At 71.3% G+C, this 22250-nt stretch carries 20 protein-coding genes; 1 reads left to right on the top strand and 19 read right to left on the bottom strand.

Annotated features, from left to right (window positions below):
- Positions 1 to 3: 3 nt before the first annotated feature.
- The 17 genes from def to pyrR form a co-directional block, all read right to left on the bottom strand.
- Positions 4 to 564 (bottom strand): peptide deformylase, encoded by a 561-nt coding sequence (def, locus tag C1A38_RS15010; protein WP_102658449.1) that lies wholly within the window; start codon positions 562 to 564, stop codon positions 4 to 6.
- 43 nt (positions 565 to 607) lie between these two features.
- On the bottom strand, positions 608 to 1876 hold the full coding sequence (locus C1A38_RS15015; protein ID WP_102658450.1) for a cytochrome P450: 1269 nt from the start codon (positions 1874 to 1876) through the stop codon (positions 608 to 610).
- Between the two features lie 119 nt (positions 1877 to 1995).
- Complete coding sequence (locus C1A38_RS15020; protein WP_102658451.1) at positions 1996 to 2979, bottom strand: AAA family ATPase; 984 nt, start codon at positions 2977 to 2979, stop codon at positions 1996 to 1998.
- Between the two features lie 312 nt (positions 2980 to 3291).
- Positions 3292 to 5280 carry a primosomal protein N' gene (locus C1A38_RS15025; RefSeq protein WP_233196840.1) on the bottom strand — a complete coding sequence of 663 codons (1989 nt, stop codon included), beginning with the start codon at positions 5278 to 5280 and terminating at the stop codon, positions 3292 to 3294.
- Positions 5281 to 5351: 71 nt separating this feature from the next.
- Positions 5352 to 6545 carry a methionine adenosyltransferase gene (metK, locus tag C1A38_RS15030; protein WP_102658452.1) on the bottom strand — a complete coding sequence of 398 codons (1194 nt, stop codon included), beginning with the start codon at positions 6543 to 6545 and terminating at the stop codon, positions 5352 to 5354.
- Between the two features lie 73 nt (positions 6546 to 6618).
- Positions 6619 to 7845 carry a bifunctional phosphopantothenoylcysteine decarboxylase/phosphopantothenate--cysteine ligase CoaBC gene (coaBC, locus tag C1A38_RS15035; RefSeq protein ID WP_102658453.1) on the bottom strand — a complete coding sequence of 409 codons (1227 nt, stop codon included), beginning with the start codon at positions 7843 to 7845 and terminating at the stop codon, positions 6619 to 6621.
- Between the two features lie 14 nt (positions 7846 to 7859).
- Positions 7860 to 8123, bottom strand: a complete 264-nt coding sequence (gene rpoZ / locus C1A38_RS15040) for a DNA-directed RNA polymerase subunit omega (protein ID WP_007075826.1) — start codon at positions 8121 to 8123, stop codon at positions 7860 to 7862.
- Between the two features lie 50 nt (positions 8124 to 8173).
- Entirely contained in the window at positions 8174 to 8707 is a 534-nt protein-coding gene (locus C1A38_RS15045) for a nucleoside/nucleotide kinase family protein (protein WP_102658454.1), read from the bottom strand.
- 25 nt (positions 8708 to 8732) lie between these two features.
- Positions 8733 to 9050 carry an integration host factor, actinobacterial type gene (gene mihF / locus C1A38_RS15050; protein WP_007458370.1) on the bottom strand — a complete coding sequence of 106 codons (318 nt, stop codon included), beginning with the start codon at positions 9048 to 9050 and terminating at the stop codon, positions 8733 to 8735.
- Positions 9051 to 9221: 171 nt separating this feature from the next.
- Positions 9222 to 10058: an orotidine-5'-phosphate decarboxylase gene (gene pyrF, locus C1A38_RS15055; protein ID WP_102658455.1), complete on the bottom strand. Its 837-nt coding sequence runs from the start codon at positions 10056 to 10058 to the stop codon at positions 9222 to 9224.
- A 73-nt stretch (positions 10059 to 10131) separates the two neighbouring features.
- Complete coding sequence (locus C1A38_RS15060; RefSeq protein WP_102658456.1) at positions 10132 to 11406, bottom strand: adenosylmethionine--8-amino-7-oxononanoate transaminase; 1275 nt, start codon at positions 11404 to 11406, stop codon at positions 10132 to 10134.
- Between the two features lie 141 nt (positions 11407 to 11547).
- Positions 11548 to 12588 carry a quinone-dependent dihydroorotate dehydrogenase gene (locus C1A38_RS15065; RefSeq protein WP_102658486.1) on the bottom strand — a complete coding sequence of 347 codons (1041 nt, stop codon included), beginning with the start codon at positions 12586 to 12588 and terminating at the stop codon, positions 11548 to 11550.
- A gap of 57 nt (positions 12589 to 12645) precedes the next feature.
- Positions 12646 to 16014, bottom strand: coding sequence for a carbamoyl-phosphate synthase large subunit (gene carB / locus C1A38_RS15070; RefSeq protein WP_102658457.1), 3369 nt, complete (start codon positions 16012 to 16014; stop codon positions 12646 to 12648).
- Entirely contained in the window at positions 16007 to 17170 is a 1164-nt protein-coding gene (carA, locus tag C1A38_RS15075; protein WP_102658458.1) for a glutamine-hydrolyzing carbamoyl-phosphate synthase small subunit, read from the bottom strand. Before carA ends, carB begins: the two co-directional genes overlap by 8 nt.
- A complete protein-coding gene (locus C1A38_RS15080) occupies positions 17167 to 18498 on the bottom strand; it encodes a dihydroorotase (RefSeq protein ID WP_013732777.1) in 1332 nt (443 codons plus the stop codon). Before C1A38_RS15080 ends, carA begins: the two co-directional genes overlap by 4 nt.
- Entirely contained in the window at positions 18495 to 19421 is a 927-nt protein-coding gene (locus C1A38_RS15085; RefSeq protein WP_013732776.1) for an aspartate carbamoyltransferase catalytic subunit, read from the bottom strand. The genes C1A38_RS15080 and C1A38_RS15085 overlap by 4 nt, the downstream gene beginning before the upstream one ends.
- Positions 19418 to 20005 carry a bifunctional pyr operon transcriptional regulator/uracil phosphoribosyltransferase PyrR gene (gene pyrR, locus C1A38_RS15090; protein ID WP_043720330.1) on the bottom strand — a complete coding sequence of 196 codons (588 nt, stop codon included), beginning with the start codon at positions 20003 to 20005 and terminating at the stop codon, positions 19418 to 19420. The genes C1A38_RS15085 and pyrR overlap by 4 nt, the downstream gene beginning before the upstream one ends.
- A 317-nt stretch (positions 20006 to 20322) precedes the next feature.
- Between pyrR and bldD the strand changes: the two genes are divergently transcribed.
- Positions 20323 to 20811, top strand: coding sequence for a transcriptional regulator BldD (gene bldD, locus C1A38_RS15095; RefSeq protein ID WP_007458348.1), 489 nt, complete (start codon positions 20323 to 20325; stop codon positions 20809 to 20811).
- A 100-nt stretch (positions 20812 to 20911) separates the two neighbouring features.
- Here the strand turns inward: bldD and nusB are convergent, their stop codons facing one another.
- Both nusB and efp read right to left on the bottom strand, forming a co-directional pair.
- Positions 20912 to 21322 (bottom strand): transcription antitermination factor NusB, encoded by a 411-nt coding sequence (nusB, locus tag C1A38_RS15100; RefSeq protein ID WP_199180211.1) that lies wholly within the window; start codon positions 21320 to 21322, stop codon positions 20912 to 20914.
- A gap of 23 nt (positions 21323 to 21345) precedes the next feature.
- The gene (gene efp, locus C1A38_RS15105) at positions 21346 to 21903 is read right to left on the bottom strand and encodes an elongation factor P (protein WP_102658460.1); all 558 of its coding nucleotides are present in this window, start codon (positions 21901 to 21903) and stop codon (positions 21346 to 21348) included.
- Positions 21904 to 22250 lie beyond the last annotated feature (347 nt).

Genomic DNA, 22250 nt, shown 5'->3' on the forward strand with positions numbered 1-22250 from the left:
CGGTCACCGCCCCAGACCGAAGGGGCTGCCGGCGGCGTGCGGACTCACCTTGACCGTGGGCGGGGCGGCGTCGTCGTACCACTCGGCCTGACGGATCGCCTTCATCGCCTCCTTGCGACCGGCCGGGTCCAGCCGGTCGATGAACAGCACGCCGTCGAGGTGGTCGGTCTCGTGCTGCACGCAGCGGGCCATCAGGCCGGTGCCGACGATCTGCAACGGGTCGCCGTAGCCGTTGAAGCCCTTGGCGATCACGTTCTGCCGACGCTTGGTGTCGAAGTACATCCCGGGGATGGACAGGCATCCCTCCGGGCCGTCCTGCTCCTCGGCGTCGGGAAACTCCAGCACCGGGTTCACCAGGTGACCCACCACGTCGTCGACGTCGAAGGTGAACACCCGCAGGCCCACACCGAGCTGCGGCGCGGCGAGACCCGCCCCGGCGCTGTCACGCATGGTGTCGGTCAGGTCGGCGATGAGCTTGCGCAGCTCCACGTCGAAATCGACAACCGGATCGGCCGGCGTGCGCAGCACCGGATCGCCGAACAGACGGATGGGCTGGACGGTCACGCGGGTTGACTCCTTAACGGGCGGGCGGTAGTGCCGTACCAGTCTACGGAGTGTCCGTGGCCGTCCCGACCGGCGCACCATGATCGGCGACCGGGGCCAGCTCACCCACGGTGACCGGCAGCGTCTCGTACCCGCGCAGGGTCAGCCGCGACCGGCGCCGGGGCGTACCCGACAACGCCAGCGCGGGCAGCCGGCGCAGCAGCCGGGTGAAGGCGACCTGCCCCTCCAGCCGGGCCAACCCGGCACCCAGGCAGTAGTGCGGGCCGGCCCCGAAGGACAACGGGCTCAGCAGCGCCCGCCACGGGTCGAAGCGGGCCGGCTCGGGGTAGCGCCGGGGATCGCGGTTGGCCGCCCCGAGCAGCAGCAGCACCCAACTGCCGGCCGGCAGCAGCACCCCACCGGCGCGCAGCGTCTCGCTGCTGGTGCGGCTGGTCAGTTGGACCGGCGAGTCGTAGCGGAGCAGCTCGTCGACGTACGCCGGGGCGTGTTCCGGGTGCTGTCGCAGCACGTCGGCGGCGCGGCGATGGGCCAGCAGCACGGCCAGACCGTTGCCCAGCAGGTTGGTGGTGGTCTCGAATCCCGCGACGAGCAGGACCACGAGGTTGGCCAGCAGCTCGTCGCCGGTGAGCCGGTCACCGGCGTCGTGCGCCTGCACCAGGGCGGTGGTCAGGTCGTCGGCCGGCCTGCGTCGACGCGCCGCCACCAGCTCGGTGAAGTAGCCGACCAGCTCGGTGGCACCGGCGTCGGCGACCACCAGGTCGTCCCAGGTGATCTCGGGTTCCAGGACGCCGGTCAGATCGGCCGCCCACCGCCGGAACAACGGACGGTCGACGGCGGGCACCCCGAGCAGCGCGCAGATCACCGCCACCGGCAGCGGATAGGCGAAGTGGGCCATGAAGTCGACGGGTCGACCGCCACGGCCGGCCGACGCCATCGCCTCGATCAACTCGTCGGCCTGGGCGGACACCACGTCCCGCATGGCCGCGATCCGGCGTGGGGTGAAGGCCCCGGCAGCGAGTCGGCGCATCCGGCTGTGATCCGGCGGGTTGGTCTCCAGCATCGACCGGGCGATCGTGGACAGGGCCGGGCTGTCGCGCCACTGCGGCAGCATCATGTCGCGCCACGTGTCGTCGGACACCCGCATCCGGGGGTCCCGCAGGAGCTCGTCGACCTCGGCATAGCCGGTGACCGCGTACAGGCCCGGACCGGTCTGGACCACCGGCCCGTGGGCACGCAGCCGCTCGTACGCCGGATAGGGGTCGAGGCGTCCCTCGGGCGACATGAGGGTGGCGAAGGTCTCCGCAGGGTCCATGACTGGCCTCCCCGGTGTGCCGGAAGGCTTCATCATGCCCGCCGCACGCCACCCGGCGCGCACGGCGCCGGGTGATCGATCAGCGCGCCGCCCGAATGCTCAGCACGACGGCCGGGCGGTCAGCCGAGGCCACCGGGCTCCCCGGCCAGCACCGCGTCCCCGGCGAGCAGGGCGTGCTCGGGCAGCGGCAGGCGGATGTCGTGGGCCGCCTCCCAGTCGTGGATCAGGCTGGGGCGGGCCTGGGCGGCGAAGAAGTCGACAGCGCTCGTGGTGCCCACCACCGGCTCGTCGACCTCGGCGACCAGCCGGCCGGGCACCAGCCGGAAGCCGTTGCGCAGGGCGGCGCTGAGCCGACGGTGCCCGTTGATCACGAAGAAGTACTCGCCGGTGTAGCCCAGTTCCAACGGCTCCAGCCCCGTCTCGCCAGCCTCGGCCACCTCCCCGACGTACGTCGAGTCCCACATGCCACGCAGACCGGCGACGTCCTCGGTCGGGTAGACCCGCGCCGGGTCGAGCAGCAGCAGCGGCGGCGCGGTGCGCAGCACCTCGGGGGCGAGCTGACCCTCGTACACCTCGATGATGCGCTCGATCACCTCGTCGGCGGGGGCCCGGGTGGTGTCGCAGACCAGGTCGTAGTTACGCAGCCGGGCCTTGTCCACGCCGTAGCGGACCAGGAACCGGCCCCGCTCGCTCTCGCTGCGTTCCCGGAGCTTGGCCTTGGCCTCCTCCAGCGAGGTGTAGCTCTCCGCCGGCCCGGAGGGGCGCAGCAGCACCCGGCGGGCCGCCTCACCCGGCTCGGTGATCATGTGCACCTTGAGTGCGTCGGTGAAGAAGTGCCAGGCCAGCCGCGAGTCCATGACGAGGCTCTCACCGGAGGCGGCGATGTCGCTCTGGAGCTGGTCGACGTAGCCGTCGACGGCCTGGTCCAGCTCGGCGTGCAGATTGAGCTGGAGCGCAGTCATCTGGCGCTCCTGGGCCATCTGCCGGTAGAGGTCGCCGACACTGACCCGGCGCAACCCCAACCGCTTGGCGATCTCCACCGACACGGTGCTCTTGCCGCTACCGAGGTCACCGTTGAAGACGATCGACTGACGAACGGTCACGACTGGCCCACCCCTGATAACCGGCTGATTTGGAAGCATCGATATCGCGCCGGACCGACGCGGTCGCGCCGTCCTGCGACAACCCCTACCCTTGCGCGCCTGCCGCCGCGCCGTGACCTGGAGCTGTCGTGCGCCCCGGCATGACGGGCGACTCTATCACCTTCGGTACGGCGGCCCCGAAGACACGACCACCGACGCGCGCCGTCGACACGCACGGCAATGACGGCCTCACCTTTGGCAGATAATTGCCGTGTCGACCGCCACACAAACCTGAAAACGCACAGATGGCGCGAAGGGCATGGGCGGGTGGCGTCAGAACATCGCGAGCGGGTCGACCTGCAGGCGTACCGAGTCGGCCGCCTTCCGGGCGCTGCGCACCCCGGCCGCCGCGTGCAACGCCTCGGCCAGCGCCGCCGCCCGCGCCCGGGGCACCCGGACGAGCATCCGCTCCCGGTCACCGTCGGCCGGCACCGGACCGAGCAACTGCGCCTCCTCGGGCAGGCGCGCCTGCGCCAACAGGTCGGCCACGGCATCCGGCGCACCGGTCAGGCTGGCCATCCGCACGGCCGGCGGGAAGCCGAGTTCCCGCCGCTCGGCCAACTCGCGGGCAGCGAACCAGGCGGGATCCCAGCGCAGCAGCGCCTGCACAGGGGCGAGCGCGCCGTCGGCCACCACCACGACCCGGCCCCCATCGGCGGCCGGCCGGGCCAACGCGGCGGCCGCCGCCCACCGCCGCAGCGCCTCCTCCCCCGCGCGCAGGTCGGCCCGGGTGAGCAGAGCCCACGTGTCCAGCAGCAGCACCGCCCCGTAGCCACCCTCGGCGACCGGCTCGGCACCCGGAGTGGCGATCACCAGTCCGGCGCCGCCGGGAACGTCCGCCAGCACCTCCTCCCGGCCGGAGGTCCGCACCGGCACACCGGGAAAGGCCCGCCCCAGTTCCTCGGCGGTCCGTCGGGCCCCGGTGACCGAGGCCCGCAACCGCCGCCCACCGCAGTGCGGGCAGGCGTACGCGGCCGCCACCCGCGCGCACCAGCGACAGGCCGGGGTCCCACCGGCGGACGGCAGCGCCAACGGCCCGGCGCAGTGCGCACAGCGTGCCGGGGTACGACAGTCGTCGCAGGCCACCGACGGCAGGTAACCGCGGCGGGGCACCTGCACCAGCACCGGAGACTCCGCCCGCAGCGCCTCCCGGGCAGCGGTCCAGGCCAGGCTGGGCAGACGGGCGGTCGCCGCCGCCGGATCACGGGCCAACTGAGGGTCGTCACCTGTCGGCGTCACCGCCGGGGTACGGGCCCGCAGCACCTCCCGGGCCGCCACCACCTCGCGGGCCCACCCGGTCTCCACCAGCAGTTGCGCCTCGGCGGTGCGGGCGTAGCCGCCGACAAGTGCCGCGGCCTCGTCGAGCTGGGCACGGGTGAGCAACACCTCACGGGCGTGCGGGTACGGTGCCCGCGGCTCGGCGTGCAGGTCGTCGCCGTCGTCCCAGATCGCCACCAGACCCAGCCGGGCCACCGGGGCGAACATGGCGGCCCGGGTGCCGATGACCACCGGCGCATCGTGGTGGCGGGCGGTGAGGAAGGCGCGGTAGCGGCGGGCCGGGCCGAGCGCGGCGGAGAGGCAGACGTGCCGGTCCGGCCCGAGGGTCGCGGTCAACGCGGCGTCCAGCCGATCCAGGTCCCGACCGTCGGCGACCACGACCAGCGCGCCCCGGCCGGCGGCCACGGTCGCGGCGACCGCGGTGGCGTACCTCGCCGCCCAGTCCTCGCCCGGCAATGCCGACCAGACGGCCCGGGCCGGGCGACCGTCCGCGAGGGCCCGCAGCAGCGCCGGCCCGGCCGGGTAGTCCCGCCAGCCGCCCGGCTCGACGGGTCCGACCGGTCCATCGGCCGCGACGGCCGGCATCGGCGGCCCGACGGAAGTGGAAACGGCTCCGGTGAAAGCGGAAACCGGTTCGGCGGGCGGGGTGGGCGTCGCGGTGGCGTCGGTGCGGGGAAGGAACTCCTTCTCCACCCGCGCGTGCCGGGGTGGGATAGCCAGACGCAGCACGTCGGCGAGGCTGCCGGCGTACCGGTCGGCGACCGCACGGGCCAGCCGGAGCACCTCCGGGGCGAGCACCGGCACCGGCGAGACCACCTTCTCCAGGTACGCCAGCCGGGGATGATCGGAATGGTCGAGGCGTTCCAGCAGCCAGCCGTCGACCTGCTGGCCGGCGAAGCGCACCTTCACCCGTACGCCGGGCCGCGCGTCCTCGCCCAGCCCGTGCGCCACCAGGTAGTCGAAGGGGCGATCCAAATGGGGCAGCGGCACGTCGACGCAGACACGAGCGACCGGCGACCCGTCCTCGGGCCGCCGGTCGTCTCGCCTGGTGCCGGTCAGGCTCCCGCGGCCGACTTGAGGTCGGCGGCCCGGTCGGTGCTCTCCCAGGTCAGCTCCGGCAGTTCCCGGCCGAAGTGACCGTAGGCGGCGGTCTGCGCGTAGATCGGGCGCAGCAGGTGCAGATCCCGGATGATGGCGGCCGGACGCAGGTCGAAGACCTCGTTCACCGCCTTCTCGATCGAGGCCACCGGCACGGTCTCGGTGCCGAACGTCTCGATGAACAGGCTCACCGGGTGCGCCTTGCCGATGGCGTAGGCGACCTGCGCCTCGCACCGCTCGGCCAGGCCGGCGGCGACCACGTTCTTGGCCACCCACCGCATCGCGTACGCGGCCGAGCGGTCGACCTTCGACGGGTCCTTGCCGGAGAAGGCGCCACCGCCGTGGCGGGCGTAACCGCCGTAGGTGTCCACGATGATCTTCCGGCCGGTCAGGCCGGCGTCGCCCATCGGGCCACCGATCTCGAAGCGTCCGGTCGGGTTGACCAGCAGCCGGTAGCCGTCGGTGTCCAGGCCGAGGCTCTCCAGCTCCGGGGCGATGACGTGGTCACGCACGTCCGGCGTGAGCAGCGACTCCAGCGAGATGTCGGCGGCGTGCTGGCTGGACACGACGACGGTGTTGAGCCGTACCGGCCGCAGCCCTTCGTACTCGATGGTGACCTGGGTCTTGCCATCGGGCCGCAGGTAGGGGACGGTGCCGTCCTTGCGGACCGCGGCGAGGCGACGCGCCAGCCGGTGCGCCAGGGCGATCGGCAGCGGCATCAGCTCAGGCGTCTCGGAGCAGGCGAAGCCGAACATCATGCCCTGGTCGCCGGCGCCCTGCGCGTCGAGCGCGCTCTCCGACGCACCGGTACGCAACTCGAAGGCGTTGTCGACACCCTGGGCGATGTCCGGTGACTGGGAGCCGATGGAGACGCTGACACCGCACGAGGCGCCGTCGAAGCCCTTCTTCGACGAGTCGTAGCCGATGCCGAGGATGGTCTCCCGCACGATCGTCGGGATGTCGGCGTACGCCTTGGTGGTCACCTCGCCAGCGACATGCACCTGACCCGTGGTGATCAGGGTCTCCACCGCCACCCGGCTGTGCGGGTCCTGGCTGAGGAGGGCGTCGAGGATGCCGTCGCTGATCTGGTCGGCAATCTTGTCCGGGTGGCCTTCCGTGACCGATTCGGACGTAAATAGGCGGCGTGTCACGGCACTCCTAAGTCAGTGGATGTCGTTCGGCGGCAGTGTAGTCACCAACAGGTACGGGTACGTCGATGGTCGTCTAGCGGTCCACCCGTAAGGAGGAGCCTGCTCCCAGCCTAACGACGACCTGATCCCACACCTGGTCGGCGAGATCCTCCTTGGACTGTTCGGCCAGCCGGGTGACCGAACCGTCCACGTCGATCACGGTGGCCGCGTTCGTGTCGGCGCCGAAGACCTTGTCCGGCCCGACCTCGTTGATGACGATGAGGTCGGCCCGTTTCCGGGCGAGCTTGGCGCGGCCGTTGGCCTCGGCGTCGCCGGTCTCGGCGGCGAAGACCACCAGCACCTGCCCCGGCCGCCGGCGCTGACCCAGCTCGGCGGCGATGTCCGGGTTGGTCACCAGGTCGATGGTGGGCGCCAGCCCGTCGTCGGTCTTCTTGATTTTGCCGGGTGCGTAGGTCGCCGGCCGGAAGTCGGCCGGCGCCGCCGCCATCACCACCGCGTCGGCCTCGACCGCGGCCTTCAGCGTGGCGTCCCGCAGCTCGGCGGTGGTGCCCACCCGGACCAGGTCGACCCCGGCCGGATCGGGCAGCGACACGTTCGCCGAGATCAACGTGACCCGGGCGCCACGGGCCACCGCCGAGCGGGCGAACGCGTAGCCCTGTTTGCCGGAGGACCGGTTACCCAGGAAGCGCACCGGGTCCAGCGGCTCCCGGGTGCCCCCGGCGGTGACCACCACGTGCCGGCCGGTCAGGTCGGCCGGGGCGGCGACACCCCGGGCCAGGGTCCGGCGGGCGACGGCGAAGATCTCCGCCGGGTCGGGCAGCCGACCCTTGCCGGTGTCGGCCCCGGTGAGCCGTCCCACGGCGGGCTCGATGACCCGCACCCCCCGACGTCGCAGCGTCGCCACGTTCTCGACGGTGGCGGGATGCTCCCACATCTCGGTGTGCATGGCCGGTGCCAGCACCACCGGGCAGCGGGCCGTGAGCAGAGTGTTGGTGAGTAGGTCGTCGGCGATGCCCTGGGCGGCCTTGGCCAGCAGGTCGGCGGTGGTGGGTGCGACCACCACCAGGTCCGCCTGCTGGCCGAGCCGCACGTGCGGCACCTCGTGCACGTCGGAGAAGACGTCCTCGGCGACCGGTTGCCCGGACAGCGCGGCCCAGGTCGGCGCGCCGACGAACCGCAGCGCGGCGGCGGTCGGTACGACCCGGACCTGGTGGCCCGACTCGGTGAACAGTCGCAGCAGTTCACACGCCTTGTACGCGGCGATCCCGCCGCCGACCCCGAGGATGATCCGGGCGCTCATCGAACGCGGAACGGTTACGGCTGGTCGGTCGGTTCAGCGGTGAGCAGACCCGCGTTGATCTCACGCATCGCGATGGAGAGCGGCTTCTCCTGAGGGGTGGTCTCGACCAGCGGGCCGACGTACTCGAGCAGACCCTCGCCGAGCTGGCTGTAGTAGGCGTTGACCTGACGCGCACGCTTGGCCGCGAAGATGACCAGGGCGTACTTCGACGTGGTCTTCTCCAGGAGCTCGTCGATCGGCGGGTTGGTGATGCCTTCTGGGTTGGCGATGGATCCCACGGATAACCTCTGCGTCTTTCGCACGGACCGCGCGAACGCGGTGCCGGCGCTCAACCGCGCGGACGCGGCCGGGCCGGAGCCAGGAAGGAAGAACCGATGAATCCTACCAGTTCGTCCACGACCTGCTCAGTGCGGTCGTACGACACGGCGTGGTCGAAGGCCGCCGTCACGGTCGGAGCCGGACTCCGACCGGGTGGGTGAAGCAACACCAGGCGGGCCTGCGGCCAGGCGGCCCGCACCAGCAGCGCCCCGTCCAGGTCCAGGGGCAGCAGGATCGGCACTCCGGCGGCGACGCGGCTGCGCAGCGGGGCGATCTCGGTGCCCCGGCGGTACGCACCGAGCCGGCTCCACTCCAGCAGCTCACCGGCGGCCAGCCGCCGGTCGAACTGCTCAGGGGTCAGGAAATGGCGATCGACCCCGTCGAGCTCGCCCTCACGTCGGGGGCGGGTGGTGACCGGAATCGGCCGCCACACGGACGGAGAACGCGCCCGGACCAACTCGACGACACTCTCCCTACCGGCACCGGATGGGCCAGCCAGGACAGTGAGCCGAGCCGCCGGGCGCGTCTCGTCATCCAAGCTCACTGCTTGTTTCTACACGCAGCCACACTCAGTTGGCGGCGAACTCCCCAAGCAGGGCCTTGCGCTGCTGCTCGCCGAGGCCACGCAGGCGACGGCTGTCGGCGATCTTGAGCTTCTCCATGATCTGGGTGGCCCGGATCTTGCCGATGCCCGGCATCGCCTGCAGCACGGCCGACACCTTGAGCTTGCCGACGACGTCGTCGGACTCGGCCCGTTCGAGAACGGCTCCGAGGGTGGTCTTGCCCTGCTTGAGCTGCTCCTTCAGCTCGGCACGGGCTTTGCGGATCTCCGCAGCCTTCTCCAGCGCGGCTGCGCGCTGCTCGGGGGTCAGTGACGGGAGCGGCACCAGTTCTCCTCAGGTCCCTATCGCGACGGGCGGGACGCACCGCCGCATCTGTGAAACGTGGTGTCGCTGTGAACCAAGGGGTTCCCAGCGCGGGGAAAACTAGCGGTCAACGGAGCTTTCGGCAACGTGGGCGCGCGATGATCACCACAAAGTGACCGAGCCGTCAGTCAGTCATGACAGCTTGAGTGCGGCCCGGCAGTCGGCGACCGTTCGGTCGGCTGCGGCCCGCAGAGCCTCCGGGTCTGGGCCCGCTCCCAACACCTCTCGGGAGTACGACGGCAGCACGGCGGGCAGGCTCGAGCCGAACACGACGCGGAGATCCGCCGCCGTGGCGCCCTGCGCGCCGAGGCCCGGCGCGAGCAACGGACCGTTCATCGCCGACAGGTCGCAGCCGGTCTCGCCGACCGTCGCCCCGACCACCGCACCGATGCTTCCGAGCGGCTCCGCACCGGCGTTGAGCTGGGAAATCTCGTCAATCACGGTCTGCGCGACGGTGCGTCCGTCGGCGGTCGTGGCGCGCTGGACCGAGGCGCCCTCGGGGTTGGAGGTGAGCGCCAGGACGAAGACCCCGCCGCCGTGTTCGGCGGCCAGTTCGAACATGGGGGCCAACGATCCGACCCCCAGGAATGGGCTTGCCGTGATCGCGTCGACATGCATGGGGCTGGATGGGTCGAGGTAGGCCGAGGCGTACGCCTGGACCGTCGAGCCGATGTCGCCACGCTTGACGTCGAGGAGAACGAGCGCGCCGCGCTCACGCAACTGTCGGATAGTTGACTCAAGCACCGCCACCCCGTGGGACCCGAATCGTTCGAAGAACGCCGACTGCGGCTTGACCACCGCAACCCGGTCACCGAGGGCGTCGACGACCGTCGCGGCGAAGCGGCGGAGCCCGTCCACGTCGTCGGCCAGACCCCACCGGGCCAGCAGTGCCGGGTGCGGATCGATGCCGACGCAGAGCGGTCCGCGCTCGCGAACGGCCCGATGCAGCCGGGCCCCAAAGCTCTCCATCCGTGCCTTCCTCTCAGTGCTCAATCTGCCCTGTCCGACTACTCAAACTCGGCTCCTGCGGGCTACCGGTTACTCAGGCGACCCGGGCGGCCGCGCCGACAGCCGCCGCGATCCGGGCCAGGTCGGCGTCGTCGGTGACGTACGGCGGCATCGTGTAGATCAGATCCCGGAACGGTCGCAGCCACACCCCCTGGCCCACCGCCGCGGCGGTGGCAGCCGCCATGTCCACCTCGTGGTCGAGTTGCACCACCCCGATGCCGCCGAGCACCCGGACATCGGTCACGCCCGGCAGGCCACGCAACGGCTCCAGACCGGCCCGCAGCTGACGCTGAAGCCTGGCCACCTGCCCGGCCCAGTCCCCCGCCCGCAGCAGCCCCAACGAGGCGTTGGCGACCGCACAGGCGAGCGGATTACCCATGAACGTGGGGCCGTGTGCCAGCACCCCACCCGTACGGATGCCCGCCGCGACCTCGGGGGTGCACAGCGCGGCGGCCAGGGTCAGGTAGCCGCCGGTGAGGGCCTTGCCCACACACATCACGTCCGGAACGACCCCGGCGTGCTCGGCGGCGAACATCGTCCCGGTACGCCCGAACCCGGTGGCGATCTCGTCGAAGATCAGCAGCACCCCGTGCGCCCGGGTCACCTCGCGCAGCACCCTCAGGTAGTGGGGGTGGTGGAACCGCATGCCACCGGCGCCCTGCACCACCGGCTCCACGATCACCGCGGCCAACTCGTCGGCGTGCCGCTGCACCGCGTCGACAAGCGCCGCCTCGTACGCCGGATCGGGGGGTGTGTCGAAGCCACCCGGCGGCACCGGCGCGAAGACCTGCCGGGGCAGCACGTCGCCCCAGAGATGGTGCATGCCGCCCTCGGGGTCGCAGACGCTCATCGGGTGGAACGTGTCCCCGTGGTAGCCACCGCGCCAGGTGCCCAGCCGCCGCCGCTGCGGCCGGCCGGTGGCCCGCTGGTACTGCAGGCACATCTTGATCGCGACCTCGACGCTGACCGAGCCCGAGTCGGCCAGGAACACGTGCTCCAGCCCGTCGGGCGCCAACTCGACGAGCGTGCGGGCCAACTCGACGGCCGGGGCGTGGGTCAACCCGCCGAACATGACGTGGCTCATCCGACCCAACTGGTCGGTCACCGCCGCGTCCAGCACGGGATGCCGGTAGCCGTGGATCGCCGCCCACCACGACGACATCCCGTCGACCAGCTCACGCCCGTCGGCCAGCCGCAGCCGCACCCCCTCGGCCGCCTCCACCAGGTACGGCGGCACAGCCGGCGGCAGGGCCGCGTACGGATGCCAGACGTGCGCGGCGTCGGCGGCGAGCAGCTCCTGCGGAGTCACCAGTTCTCCCCTCCGGCACCCGGTCGTCGGTGCCGCGAACGGCCCGCCCCCGGCGCCCGTCGCTCGTACACCTCCGGTGGGTGAAGCGGGCCGGTCGCGGTCCGTCTCCGGATCCGGCACAGCCCGCCCCACCGTGGTCGGTCATGGTGTGGTGGTGGCTGCCTGCGGTGCGGTCGCCGCCGCCCGGGCGACGGCGCGGGGCAGGGCAGGGCCTCGGTAGATGAAGCCGGTGTAGAGCTGCACCAGGCTGGCGCCGGCGTCGAACATCCGGGCGGCGTCGTCGGGGTGCACGATGCCACCCACCCCGATGATCGGCAGCCGTCCGCCGGTCTCCCGGTGCACGAAGTCGACCACCTGTCGGGCCCGGTCGGTCAGCGGTCGACCGGACAGGCCGCCGGCCTCGCCGGCGCGGTGCCGGTCGCTCGGCGCGAGGCCGTCGCGCCCCAGGGTCGTGTTCGTGGCGATCACCCCTGCGGCACCCCGCGCCAGGCACACCTCCAGCAGTTCGGCGATGGCGGGTTCGGTCAGGTCCGGGGCGATCTTCACCAGCACCGGCTTCTCCCCCACCAGGGCTGCGAGCAGCGCGTCCAGGTGATCCCGGTCCTGCAGGGCACGCAGGCCGGGGGTGTTCGGCGAGGAGACGTTTACCGCGAAGTAGTCGCCGTGCCCGCGCAACGCGCGGTACGACGCCTGGTAGTCGGCCACCGCCTCGTCCAGCGGCGTCACCTTGGACTTGCCGAGCGAGATCCCCAGCGGTACGCCCAACGGGCGCGGCAACGCCGCCAGCCGGGCCGCCAGGGCCTCGGCTCCCGCGTTGTTGAAGCCCATCCGGTTGATCACTGCCTCGCTGTCCGGCAGCCGGAACAGCCGGGGCCGGGGGTTGCCCGGCTGCGGGTACGCCGTCACCGTGCCGACCTCGACGAACCCGAAGCCCAACGCCGGCCACGCCGGCAGCGCCGCCCCGTCCTTGTCCATCCCGGCGGCCAGTCCCACCGGGTTCGGAAAGCGCACCCCGAACACGGTCCGGGGTGCGGCCACCGCGTACCGGGCGCGCAGCACCGCCAACGCCCCCGGCGTCCGCGACAGGGCGCTCAACCGCCGCAACGTCCACTCATGGGCCGCCTCGGCGTCGCCGCCACCGATCCGGAACAACCCTCGCCGCACCGTCTGCTCAAACATCACGCCCACCGCCCGGCGCCACCGCCACCAACCCCATGATCGACATGGGTGCAGCGAGGGTCATCGGGAGGTCCGGAGGGTGGCGTGCAGGGCCTGCAGGGGGCGGACCTGCATGTCGCCGCGGATGCGGGCCTCGATGCCCATCACGGCGGCGGCCACCCCGGGCACCGTGGTGACGCAGGGGATGTCCGCCGTGACCGCAGCGCTGCGGATCTCGTAGCCGTCGGAACGGGCGCTGGCACCGGACCCCTGCGGGGTGTTGATCACCAGGGCGATCTGGTTGCTGCGGATCAGCGACACCGCGTCGTCGTCGGCACCGGCCTCGTAGTGCTTGCGGGCAACCTCGCAGGCGATGCCGTGCCGGCGCAACACCTCGGCGGTACCGGCCGTCGCGACGATCTCGAAGCCCAGATCCGCCAGCCGCTTCACCGGGAAGATCATGCCGCGCTTGTCCCGGTTCGCCACCGAGACGAAGATCTTGCCCCGGATGGGCAGTGACCCGTACGCGGCCGACTGGGACTTGGCGAAGGCGTGCCCGAAGGCGGTGTCGATGCCCATCACCTCACCCGTCGACTTCATCTCCGGGCCGAGCAGCGAATCCACCCCCTTGCCGGCCGGCGTCCGGAACCGCTTGAACGGCAGGACCGCCTCCTTGACCGCGATCGGGGCGTCCGGCGGCAGGGTGCCACCGTCCCCGGTCGCCGGCAGCATGCCCTCGGCCCGCAGCTCGGCGATTGTCGCCCCGAGGGCGATCCGGGCCGCCGCCTTGGCCAGCGGCACCGCCGTGGCCTTGGAGACGAACGGCACCGTACGCGAGGCGCGCGGGTTGGCCTCCAGCACGTACAACGTGTCGTCCTTCAACGCGTACTGCACGTTGAGCAGGCCGCGTACGCCGACGCCCCGGGCGATCGCCTCGGTGTACCGGCGGACCTGCGCCACGTGCGAACCGGCCAGGGTGATCGGCGGCAGCGCGCAGGAGGAGTCGCCGGAGTGGATGCCCGCCTCCTCGATGTGCTCCATCACACCGCCGAGATACACCTCCCCGTCGGCGTCGCAGAGCGCGTCCACGTCGATCTCGATGGCGTCGTCGAGGAACCGGTCGACGAGCACCGGGTGGTTCGGGGAGATGTCGGTGGCCCGCCCGATGTAGTCACGCAGGGTCGCATCGTCGTAGACAATCTCCATGCCCCGACCGCCAAGCACGTACGACGGGCGGACCAGCACCGGGTAACCGATCTCGTCGGCGATCTCCTTCGCCTCCTCGTACGAGGTGGCGGTGCCGTGCTCCGGAGCCCGCAGACCGGCCCGGGCCAGCAGCGACCCGAACGCGCCCCGCTCCTCGGCCAGGTGGATCGACTCCGGGGAGGTGCCGACCACCGGCACCCCGGCGTCCTTGAGCCGCTGCGCCAACCCGAGCGGGGTCTGCCCGCCCAGCTGCACGATCACGCCCACCACGCCGGGCCCACCGGCCTCCCGACCGGAGGTGTCCTCGGCGTGCCAGACCTCCAGCACGTCCTCGAAGGTCAACGGCTCGAAGTAGAGCCGGTCGGCGGTGTCGTAGTCGGTGGAGACGGTCTCCGGGTTGCAGTTGACCATCACGGTCTCGAACCCGGTGCCGCCGACGCCCGACTGCGCACCGCGCAGCGCCTGGACCGCGTGCACGCAGGAGTAGTCGAACTCGATGCCCTGCCCGATGCGGTTCGGTCCGGACCCGAGGATCAGCACCTTCGGTCGCGGCGACCCCATCACCTCGGTCTCCGCGTCGTACGACGAGTAGTGGTACGGGGTGGTCGCCTCGAACTCGGCGGCGCAGGTGTCCACCGTCTTGTAGACCGGCCGGATCCCGAGCCGGTGCCGCAGGGTCCGCACGCCGTCCTCGGCGGCCAGTTCGGGCCGCAGCGCGGCCAACTGACGGTCGGACAGGCCGGCCCGCTTGGCCTGGTACAGCAGGTCACCGTCGAGCACCGGCGCGGCCACGATCTCGTTGCGCAGCTCCACCAGCGCGGCGATCTGGTCCACGAACCACGGGTCGATGCCGCCGGAGGCCGCGGTGACCTCGGCGATCGAGGCGCCCAGGCGCAGCGCCCGCTCCACCGTGTAGAGCCTGCCGTCGTGCGGGGTGGCCAACGCGGCGAGGGTGTTCTCCTTTGTCGCGCCGGCCGGGTCGGGCACCGTCCAGAAGCCTGCGGCCCTGGTCTCCATCGACCGCATCGCCTTGTTCAGCGCCTCGGGGAAGTTGCGGCCGAGGCTCATCGCCTCGCCGACGGACTTCATCGTGGTGGTCAGCTCCGGGTCCGCGCCGGGGAACTTCTCGAACGCGAACCGGGGGATCTTCACCACGACGTAGTCCAGCGTCGGCTCGAACGCCGCCGGCGTCTTACGGGTGATGTCGTTGGGGATCTCGTCGAGGGTGTAGCCGATGGCCAGCTTCGCGGCGATCTTCGCGATCGGGAAGCCGGTCGCCTTGGAGGCCAGCGCCGACGAACGGGACACCCGCGGGTTCATCTCGATGACCACGATCCGCCCGTCGGCCGGGTTGATCGCGAACTGGATGTTGCAGCCGCCGGTGTCCACCCCGACCTCGCGCAGCACCGCGATACCCAGGTCACGCAGCTGCTGGAACTCGCGGTCGGTGAGCGTCATGGCCGGTGCCACGGTCACGCTGTCGCCGGTGTGCACACCCATCGGGTCGATGTTCTCGATCGAGCAGACCACCACCACGTTGTCGTGCCGGTCCCGCATGAGTTCGAGCTCGTACTCCTTCCAGCCGAGCACGCTCTCCTCGATCAGCACCTCGTGCACCGGGCTGGCGGCCAGCCCCGCGCCGGCGATGCGCTCCAGGTCCTCGTCGTTGTGCGCCATGCCGGAACCGAGCCCGCCCATCGTGAACGACGGCCGGATCACCACCGGCAGGCCGAGGTCGGCAACGGTCTCCCGGACCTCGTCCATCGAGTGGCACACCCGCGAGCGGGGCACCAGGCCCTCCGGGTCGGCCACCTCGAGCCGTACGCCCGCCTTGGCCACGATCTCCTTGAACAGCTGCCGGTCCTCGCCGCGGCGGATCGCGTCGATGTTCGCGCCGATCAGCTCGACGCCGTACTTCTCCAGCACCCCGGCCTCGTGCAACGCGACCGCGGTGTTCAGCGCGGTCTGCCCGCCGAGGGTCGGCAGCACCGCGTCCGGCCGCTCCTTGGCGATGACCAGCTCGACGAACTCCGGGGTGATCGGCTCGACGTACGTGGCGTCGGCGAACTCCGGGTCGGTCATGATCGTGGCCGGGTTCGAGTTGACCAGGCTGACCCGGATCCCCTCGCTGCGCAGCACCCGGCACGCCTGGGTGCCGGAGTAGTCGAACTCGCAGGCCTGCCCGATGACGATCGGCCCTGAGCCGATCACCAGAATGTGCTTGAGATCGCTCCGCTTAGGCATTGCTGTGTCCCTTGTTGTGGGTCCGACCCTCGATCAGTTCGGCGAAACGGTCGAAGAGGTAGTCCGCGTCGTGCGGGCCGGACGCCGCCTCCGGGTGGTACTGGACGGTGAACGCGGGCACGTCCAGGGCCCGCAGCCCCTCGACCACGTTGTCGTTGAGGCAGACGTGGCTGACCTGCACACCGCCGAACTCGGTCTCGATGACCGTGTCGGGCACCGTCGCGCCGGGCGTGACGCCGGGCACCTGCACGGCGAAGCCGTGGTTGTGGCTGGTCACCTCGACCTTGCCGGTCATCCGGTCCAGCACCGGCTGGTTGATGCCGCGGTGGCCGTAGTCGAGCTTGTAGGTGCCGAAGCCGAGCGCCCGACCGAGGATCTGACTGCCGAAGCAGATGCCGAACAGCGGCACCTTGCGGCGCAGCACCTCACGGGCCAGCTTCACCGGCCCGTCGGCGGTGGCCGGGTCACCCGGACCGGGCGAGAAGAAGATCGCGTCCGCGCCGGTGGCCAGCAGATCGTCGATGGTCGCGGTGACCGGCAGCACGTGGGTGGTCACACCCCGGGCGGCGAGCCGACGCGGCACGTTGCGCTTGATGCCCAGATCCAACGCGGCCACCGTGAACCGGTGCTCGCCCTCGGCGGCCACCACGTACGGCGCGGTGGTGGTCACCTCGGCGGACAGGTCCGCGCCCACCATCTGCGGCGACTGGCGGACCCGGGCCAGCAGGGCGCGCGGGTCGTCGTCGATGCTGGAGATGCCGACCCGCATCGCGCCACGCTCGCGCAGGTGCCGGGTCAACGCCCGGGTGTCCACCCCGCTGATGCCGACGATGCCCTCGGTGGCCAGCCGGTCCTCCAGCCCGCCGGTGGCGCGCCAGTTCGAGCTGATCCGGGCCGGATCACGCACCACGTAACCGGCCACCCAGATCCGCCGGGACTCGTCGTCCTCGGCGTTGACACCGGTGTTGCCGACGTGCGGGACGGTCTGCACCACGACCTGCCGGTGGTACGACGGGTCGGTGAGCGTCTCCTGATAACCGGTCATCCCGGTGTTGAAGACCGCCTCACCGAAGGTCTCCCCGACACTGCCGTACGCCTCACCATGAAACGTGCGCCCGTCCTCCAGGACGAGAATCGCTGGACGCCTACGACTCACTTGACTGCCTTTCCGTCCAGGACCGTCGCCTCGCCACGCAGGAAGGTCGCCACGATGCGACCCGGCAGCGTCATCCGGGCGTACGGGGTGTTGCGGCTGCGACTTGCCGACTCAGCCGGGTCGATCAGCCGGCGGCTCGCCGGGTCGACCAGGGTCAGGTTGGCCGGAACTCCGGGGGCGGGATCACGGCCGTGCTCGGTCAGCCCGGCGATGCGGGCCGGGGTGCGCGACATCCGCTCGGCGATCATGTCCCATTCGGGGCCGAGTACGTCGAGCGCGATCGACAGCGCCGTCTCCAGCCCGAGCATGCCCGGCCGGGCGTACGCCCACTCGCACTCCTTGTCCTCCACGGCGTGCGGGGCGTGGTCGGTGGCGATGATGTCGATCACGCCGTCGACCAGCGCGGCCCGCAGGGCGGCGACGTCGGCGGCGGTACGCAGCGGCGGGTTGACCTTGTACACCGGGTCGTACGCCCCGGCCGGGTGCCAGGTGTCCGCGATGGCGGGGCTGGCGAGTTCGTTGCTGCCGCCGACGACCGAGTCGGTGAGCAGCAGGTGGTGCGGGGTCACCTCGGCGGTGACCCGTACGCCGCGCGCCTTGGCCTGACGCAGCACCTCGACGCTGCCGGCGGTGGAGACGTGGCAGACGTGCAGCCGGCCGCCGACGTGCTCGGTCAGCAGCACGTCCCGGGCGATGATCGCCTCCTCGGCCACCGCCGGCCAGCCGGTCAGGCCCAGCCGGGTGGAGACCTCACCCTCGTGCATCTGCGCGCCCTCGGTGAGCCGGGGCTCCTCGGCGTGCTGGGCGATGATCCCGTCGAACGCCTTGACGTACTCCAGGGCGCGGCGCATCAGCCTCGGGTCGGCGACGCAGTGCCCGTCGTCGGAGAAGATCCGCACCCGGGCGGCCGAGTCGGCCATCGCGCCCAGCTCGGCGAGGCGCTCGCCGGCCAGCCCGACGGTGACCGCGCCGATCGGCTGCACGTCGACCAGCCCGGCCTCCCGACCGAGCCGCCAGACCTGCTCGACCACCCCGGCGGTGTCGGCCACCGGCGAGGTGTTCGCCATCGCGCAGACCGCGGTGTAGCCGCCCAGCGCCGCCGCCCGGGAACCCGTCTCGACGGTCTCGGCGTCCTCCCGGCCCGGCTCGCGCAGGTGGGTGTGCAGGTCGACCAGGCCGGGCAGGGCCACCAGCCCGTCGGCGTCGATCACGACTGCGTCCGGCGCGGACAGCCCCCGACCCACCTCGGCGACCACGCCGTCGCGCAGCAGCAGGTCGGTCGGTGCCGCGCCGAGCACGCTGACGTTTCTGATCAGGTACGAGTTCACCGGTTGTTTCCCCCGAGCAGCAGGTAGAGGACGGCCATCCGTACGGAGACTCCGTTGGTGACCTGTTCGACGATGGTGGAGCGAGGCGAGTCGGCGACCTCCGGGGTGATCTCCATGCCCCGGTTCATCGGACCGGGGTGCATGACGATCGCGTGCTCCGGCAACCGGCGCATGCGGGCGCCGTCGAGACCGTAGCGGCGGGCGTACTCGCGGGCGGACGGGAAGTAGGAGTCGCCCATCCGCTCCCGTTGCACCCGCAGCATCATCACCACGTCCGTCGACGGCAGCACCGCGTCGAGGTCGTAGCAGACGGCGGTGCCGGGAGCCAGGGCGGCGGCGATGTCGACCGGGATGAGGGTGGGCGGCCCGACCAGGGTGACCTTCGCGCCGAGGGTGGACAGCAGCAGCACGTTCGACCGGGCCACCCGCGAGTGCAGCACGTCCCCGACGACCGCGACCGACAGGCCGGCCAGCCGGCCCATCCGGGAGCGCATCGTGTACGCGTCCAGCAGCGCCTGGGTGGGATGCTCGTGGGTGCCGTCACCGGCGTTGACCACCGAACCGTCGACCCAGTCGGCGAGCCGGTGCGGGGCGCCGGAGGCCGGGTGCCGGACGACCACCGCGTCGGCGCCCATCGCCTGCAGGGTCAGCGCGGTGTCCTTGAGGCTCTCGCCCTTGGCGACGCTGGACCCCTTGGCCGAGAAGTTGATCACGTCGGCGCTGAGCCGCTTCGCCGCCGCCTCGAAGGAGATCCGGGTCCGGGTGGAGTCCTCGTAGAAGAGGTTGACCACCGTACGTCCGCGCAGCGCGGGCAGCTTCTTGACCTCGCGGCCGGAGACGGCGGCCATCTCGGCCGCGGTGTCCAGGATCTGGATGGCGGTGTCGGCGTCGAGATCGGCGCCGGAGAGCAGGTGCCTGATCATGAAAGCGCGGCCTCCCCGTAGAGCCGTACCTCGTCGACGCCGTCGGTCTCGGCCAGCGTCACCTTCACACTCTCGGCGAGGGCGGTCGGGATGTTCTTGCCGACGTAGTCGGCGCGGATCGGCAACTGCCGGTGGCCCCGGTCGACCAGGACCGCCAACTGCACGGACGACGGACGTCCGAGGTCGCTCAGCGCGTCGAGGGCGGCGCGCACCGTACGGCCGGAGAAGAGCACGTCGTCGACGAGGATCACCCGCATGCCGTCGATTCCGCCCGGCGGAACCTGGGTCGGGCCGACCGCCCGGGTGGCGTTGCGACGCAGGTCGTCGCGGTAGAGGGTGATGTCGAGCACACCGACCGGCACCGCGGTGCCCTCGAAGGCGTTGATCCGCTCGGCGAGGCGTCGCGCCAGCGGGGCGCCTCGGGTCGGCACTCCGAGCAGTACGGTGTCCGCCGCGCCCTGGGTCTTCTCCAGGATCTGGTGGGCGATCCGGTCGACGACACGTTGCACCTCGGCACTGGTCAGAATCACCTTCACCGAGGGTTGTCGCGGTGGCGACGGGTGGGCAGCCGGTGGGCAGGCCACGGCGGACCTCCTTCCCCGCCTCACGGGACGGGTCGTTAAAGGATGTCGGATCCCCCCAGGTCAGCCGGGTACGGCCGGCGGGAGGGCTTGGGCCACGTTACCAGTGGTCGTTGCCGTAACCACGGTCGGGCACGAGTGGCTCAGACCACGTCGGGGAGAGACCGGTCGGCGTATCGGTTCAGCGGGCAGAACGGGACAAGTCGACCGGGGTGTTCAACTGAGGTATCGCCACCACTTGACCACGTTTACGAATCCCCGTACCGTCACGCTCCGTAGCGATCGCTGGGAGAACCCCGAGCAGCACTGGGAGTGTCCGAATGCCCTCTGAATACGCCAAGTCTCTGGGCGCCCGTCTGCGCTCCATTCGCCAGCAGCAGGGTCTGTCCCTGCAGGGCGTGGAGGAGAAGTCGAACGGGCGTTGGAAGGCGGTTGTGGTCGGCTCGTACGAGCGCGGTGACCGGGCCGTCACGGTGTCCCGCCTGGCCGAGTTGGCCGAGTTCTACCGCGTACCGGTCTCGGAGTTGCTGCCCGACGGCAGCGGGGTGCGGCACGAGCCCACCAGCAAGATCGTCTTGGACCTGGAGCGGCTCTACGACGAGGCCAGCGAGGACCTCGCCTACGTCGCCCGGTACGCCCGCGCCATCCAGCAGCAGCGCGGCGACTACAACGGCCGGGTCCTGTCGATCCGCGCCGACGACCTGCGGGCCCTCGCGATCGTCTACGACGCCTCGCCCTCCGGCCTGATCGAGCGGTTGACCGAGCACGGCGTGCTGGTCGCCGACCCCCGGGCGTTCTTCGCTTCCTGAATTCCCAGCAACGAAAAGGCCCGCGCCGGACGGCGCGGGCCTTTTCGTTTCGTCGCACTCCCCGACGGCCACCGCAAGCGGTGGCCCGCATCGAAGCCGATCAGCGGGTGGCGTACTCGGCGATGCGGCCGAGCAGACCGTTGAGGAAGCGAGGCGAGTCGTCGGTCGACATCTGCCGAGCCAGTTCGACGGCCTCACTGATCGCCACCGCGTCGTCGATCTCGTCGACGTAGAGCAGTTCGTAGACCGCGATCCGGGCGAGGTTACGGTCGACCACCGGCATCCGGTCCAGCGTCCAACCCTCGGCGTAGCTGGCGATCAGCTCGTCGATCCGGTCGAGATGACCGGCCACGCCCTCGACCAGGCCGACCGCGTACCCGAGGTGGTCGGGGCGCGGCTTCTCGATCCGCTCGATGTAGCCGGCCAACACCTCGACCGGCGGACGATCACGCAGGTCGGCCTCGAAGAGCACGTCCAGCGCCCGCTTGCGCGCCTTGCGGCGCGCGGGCATCTGCTGCTTCGGACCCTCGGCCATCAGGCGCGGCCGAGGTAACGGCCGTCGCGGGTGTCGACCTTGATCTTCTCGCCGGTGGTGATGAAGAGCGGCACCTGCACGGTCGCGCCGGTCTCCACCGTCGCCGGCTTGTTGCCACCGGTGGACCGGTCGCCCTGCAGGCCCGGCTCGGTGTAGGTGATCTCCAGCACGACCGAGGTCGGCAGCTCGACGTAGAGCGGCACGCTCTCGTGCGTCGCCACGATCGCCTCGGCCTCGGGCAGCAGATAGTTCGCCGCCTCGCCGACCGTCCCACCGGGCACGGTGATCTGGTCGAACGTCTCCATGTCCATGAAGACGTAGTCCTCGCCGTCGGCGTAGAGGTACTGCATGGTGCGCTTGTCAACGGTCGCGGTCTCGACCTTGGTGCCCGCGTTGAAGGTCTTGTCGACGACCTTGCCGGAGAGCACGTTCTTCAGCGTGGTACGCACGAACGCACCACCCTTACCGGGCTTGACGTGCTGGAACTCAACGACGGCCCAGAGCTCCCCGTCGAGGTTGAGTACCAGGCCGTTCTTCAGGTCGTTGGTGGTGGCCATTTCCTGCCTTGATCGTCATTTGGCGGACAGACCTAGCAAGTCTACTAGCCGCCCTGCGGTACCCCGACCGCCGCCGTCCACGGTCAGTCCGGCCCCACCCGACCCGGACCGCCACCCTCCGTGACACAACCCACCCCACCGCCTCCCCCACCCCGCCCCTTTGCTCTGCTTCAACCCACGCAACGGTTACACCCCGTGGCGAAAGCGCGGGACATCTCGCGCCACCCGCAACACGAAGATGCTGCTCATCGACGGTTGCGTGGGTTGAAGCAGAGCAAAGGGCGAAGCGAGGGTACGAGGGACGGAACGGCGGACATCACCGAGCGTGATTGAAGCAGGGGAAGCCG

The sequence above is a fragment of the Verrucosispora sp. ts21 genome (genome assembly GCF_002879555.1).
Taxonomy (GTDB): domain Bacteria; phylum Actinomycetota; class Actinomycetes; order Mycobacteriales; family Micromonosporaceae; genus Micromonospora; species Micromonospora gifhornensis.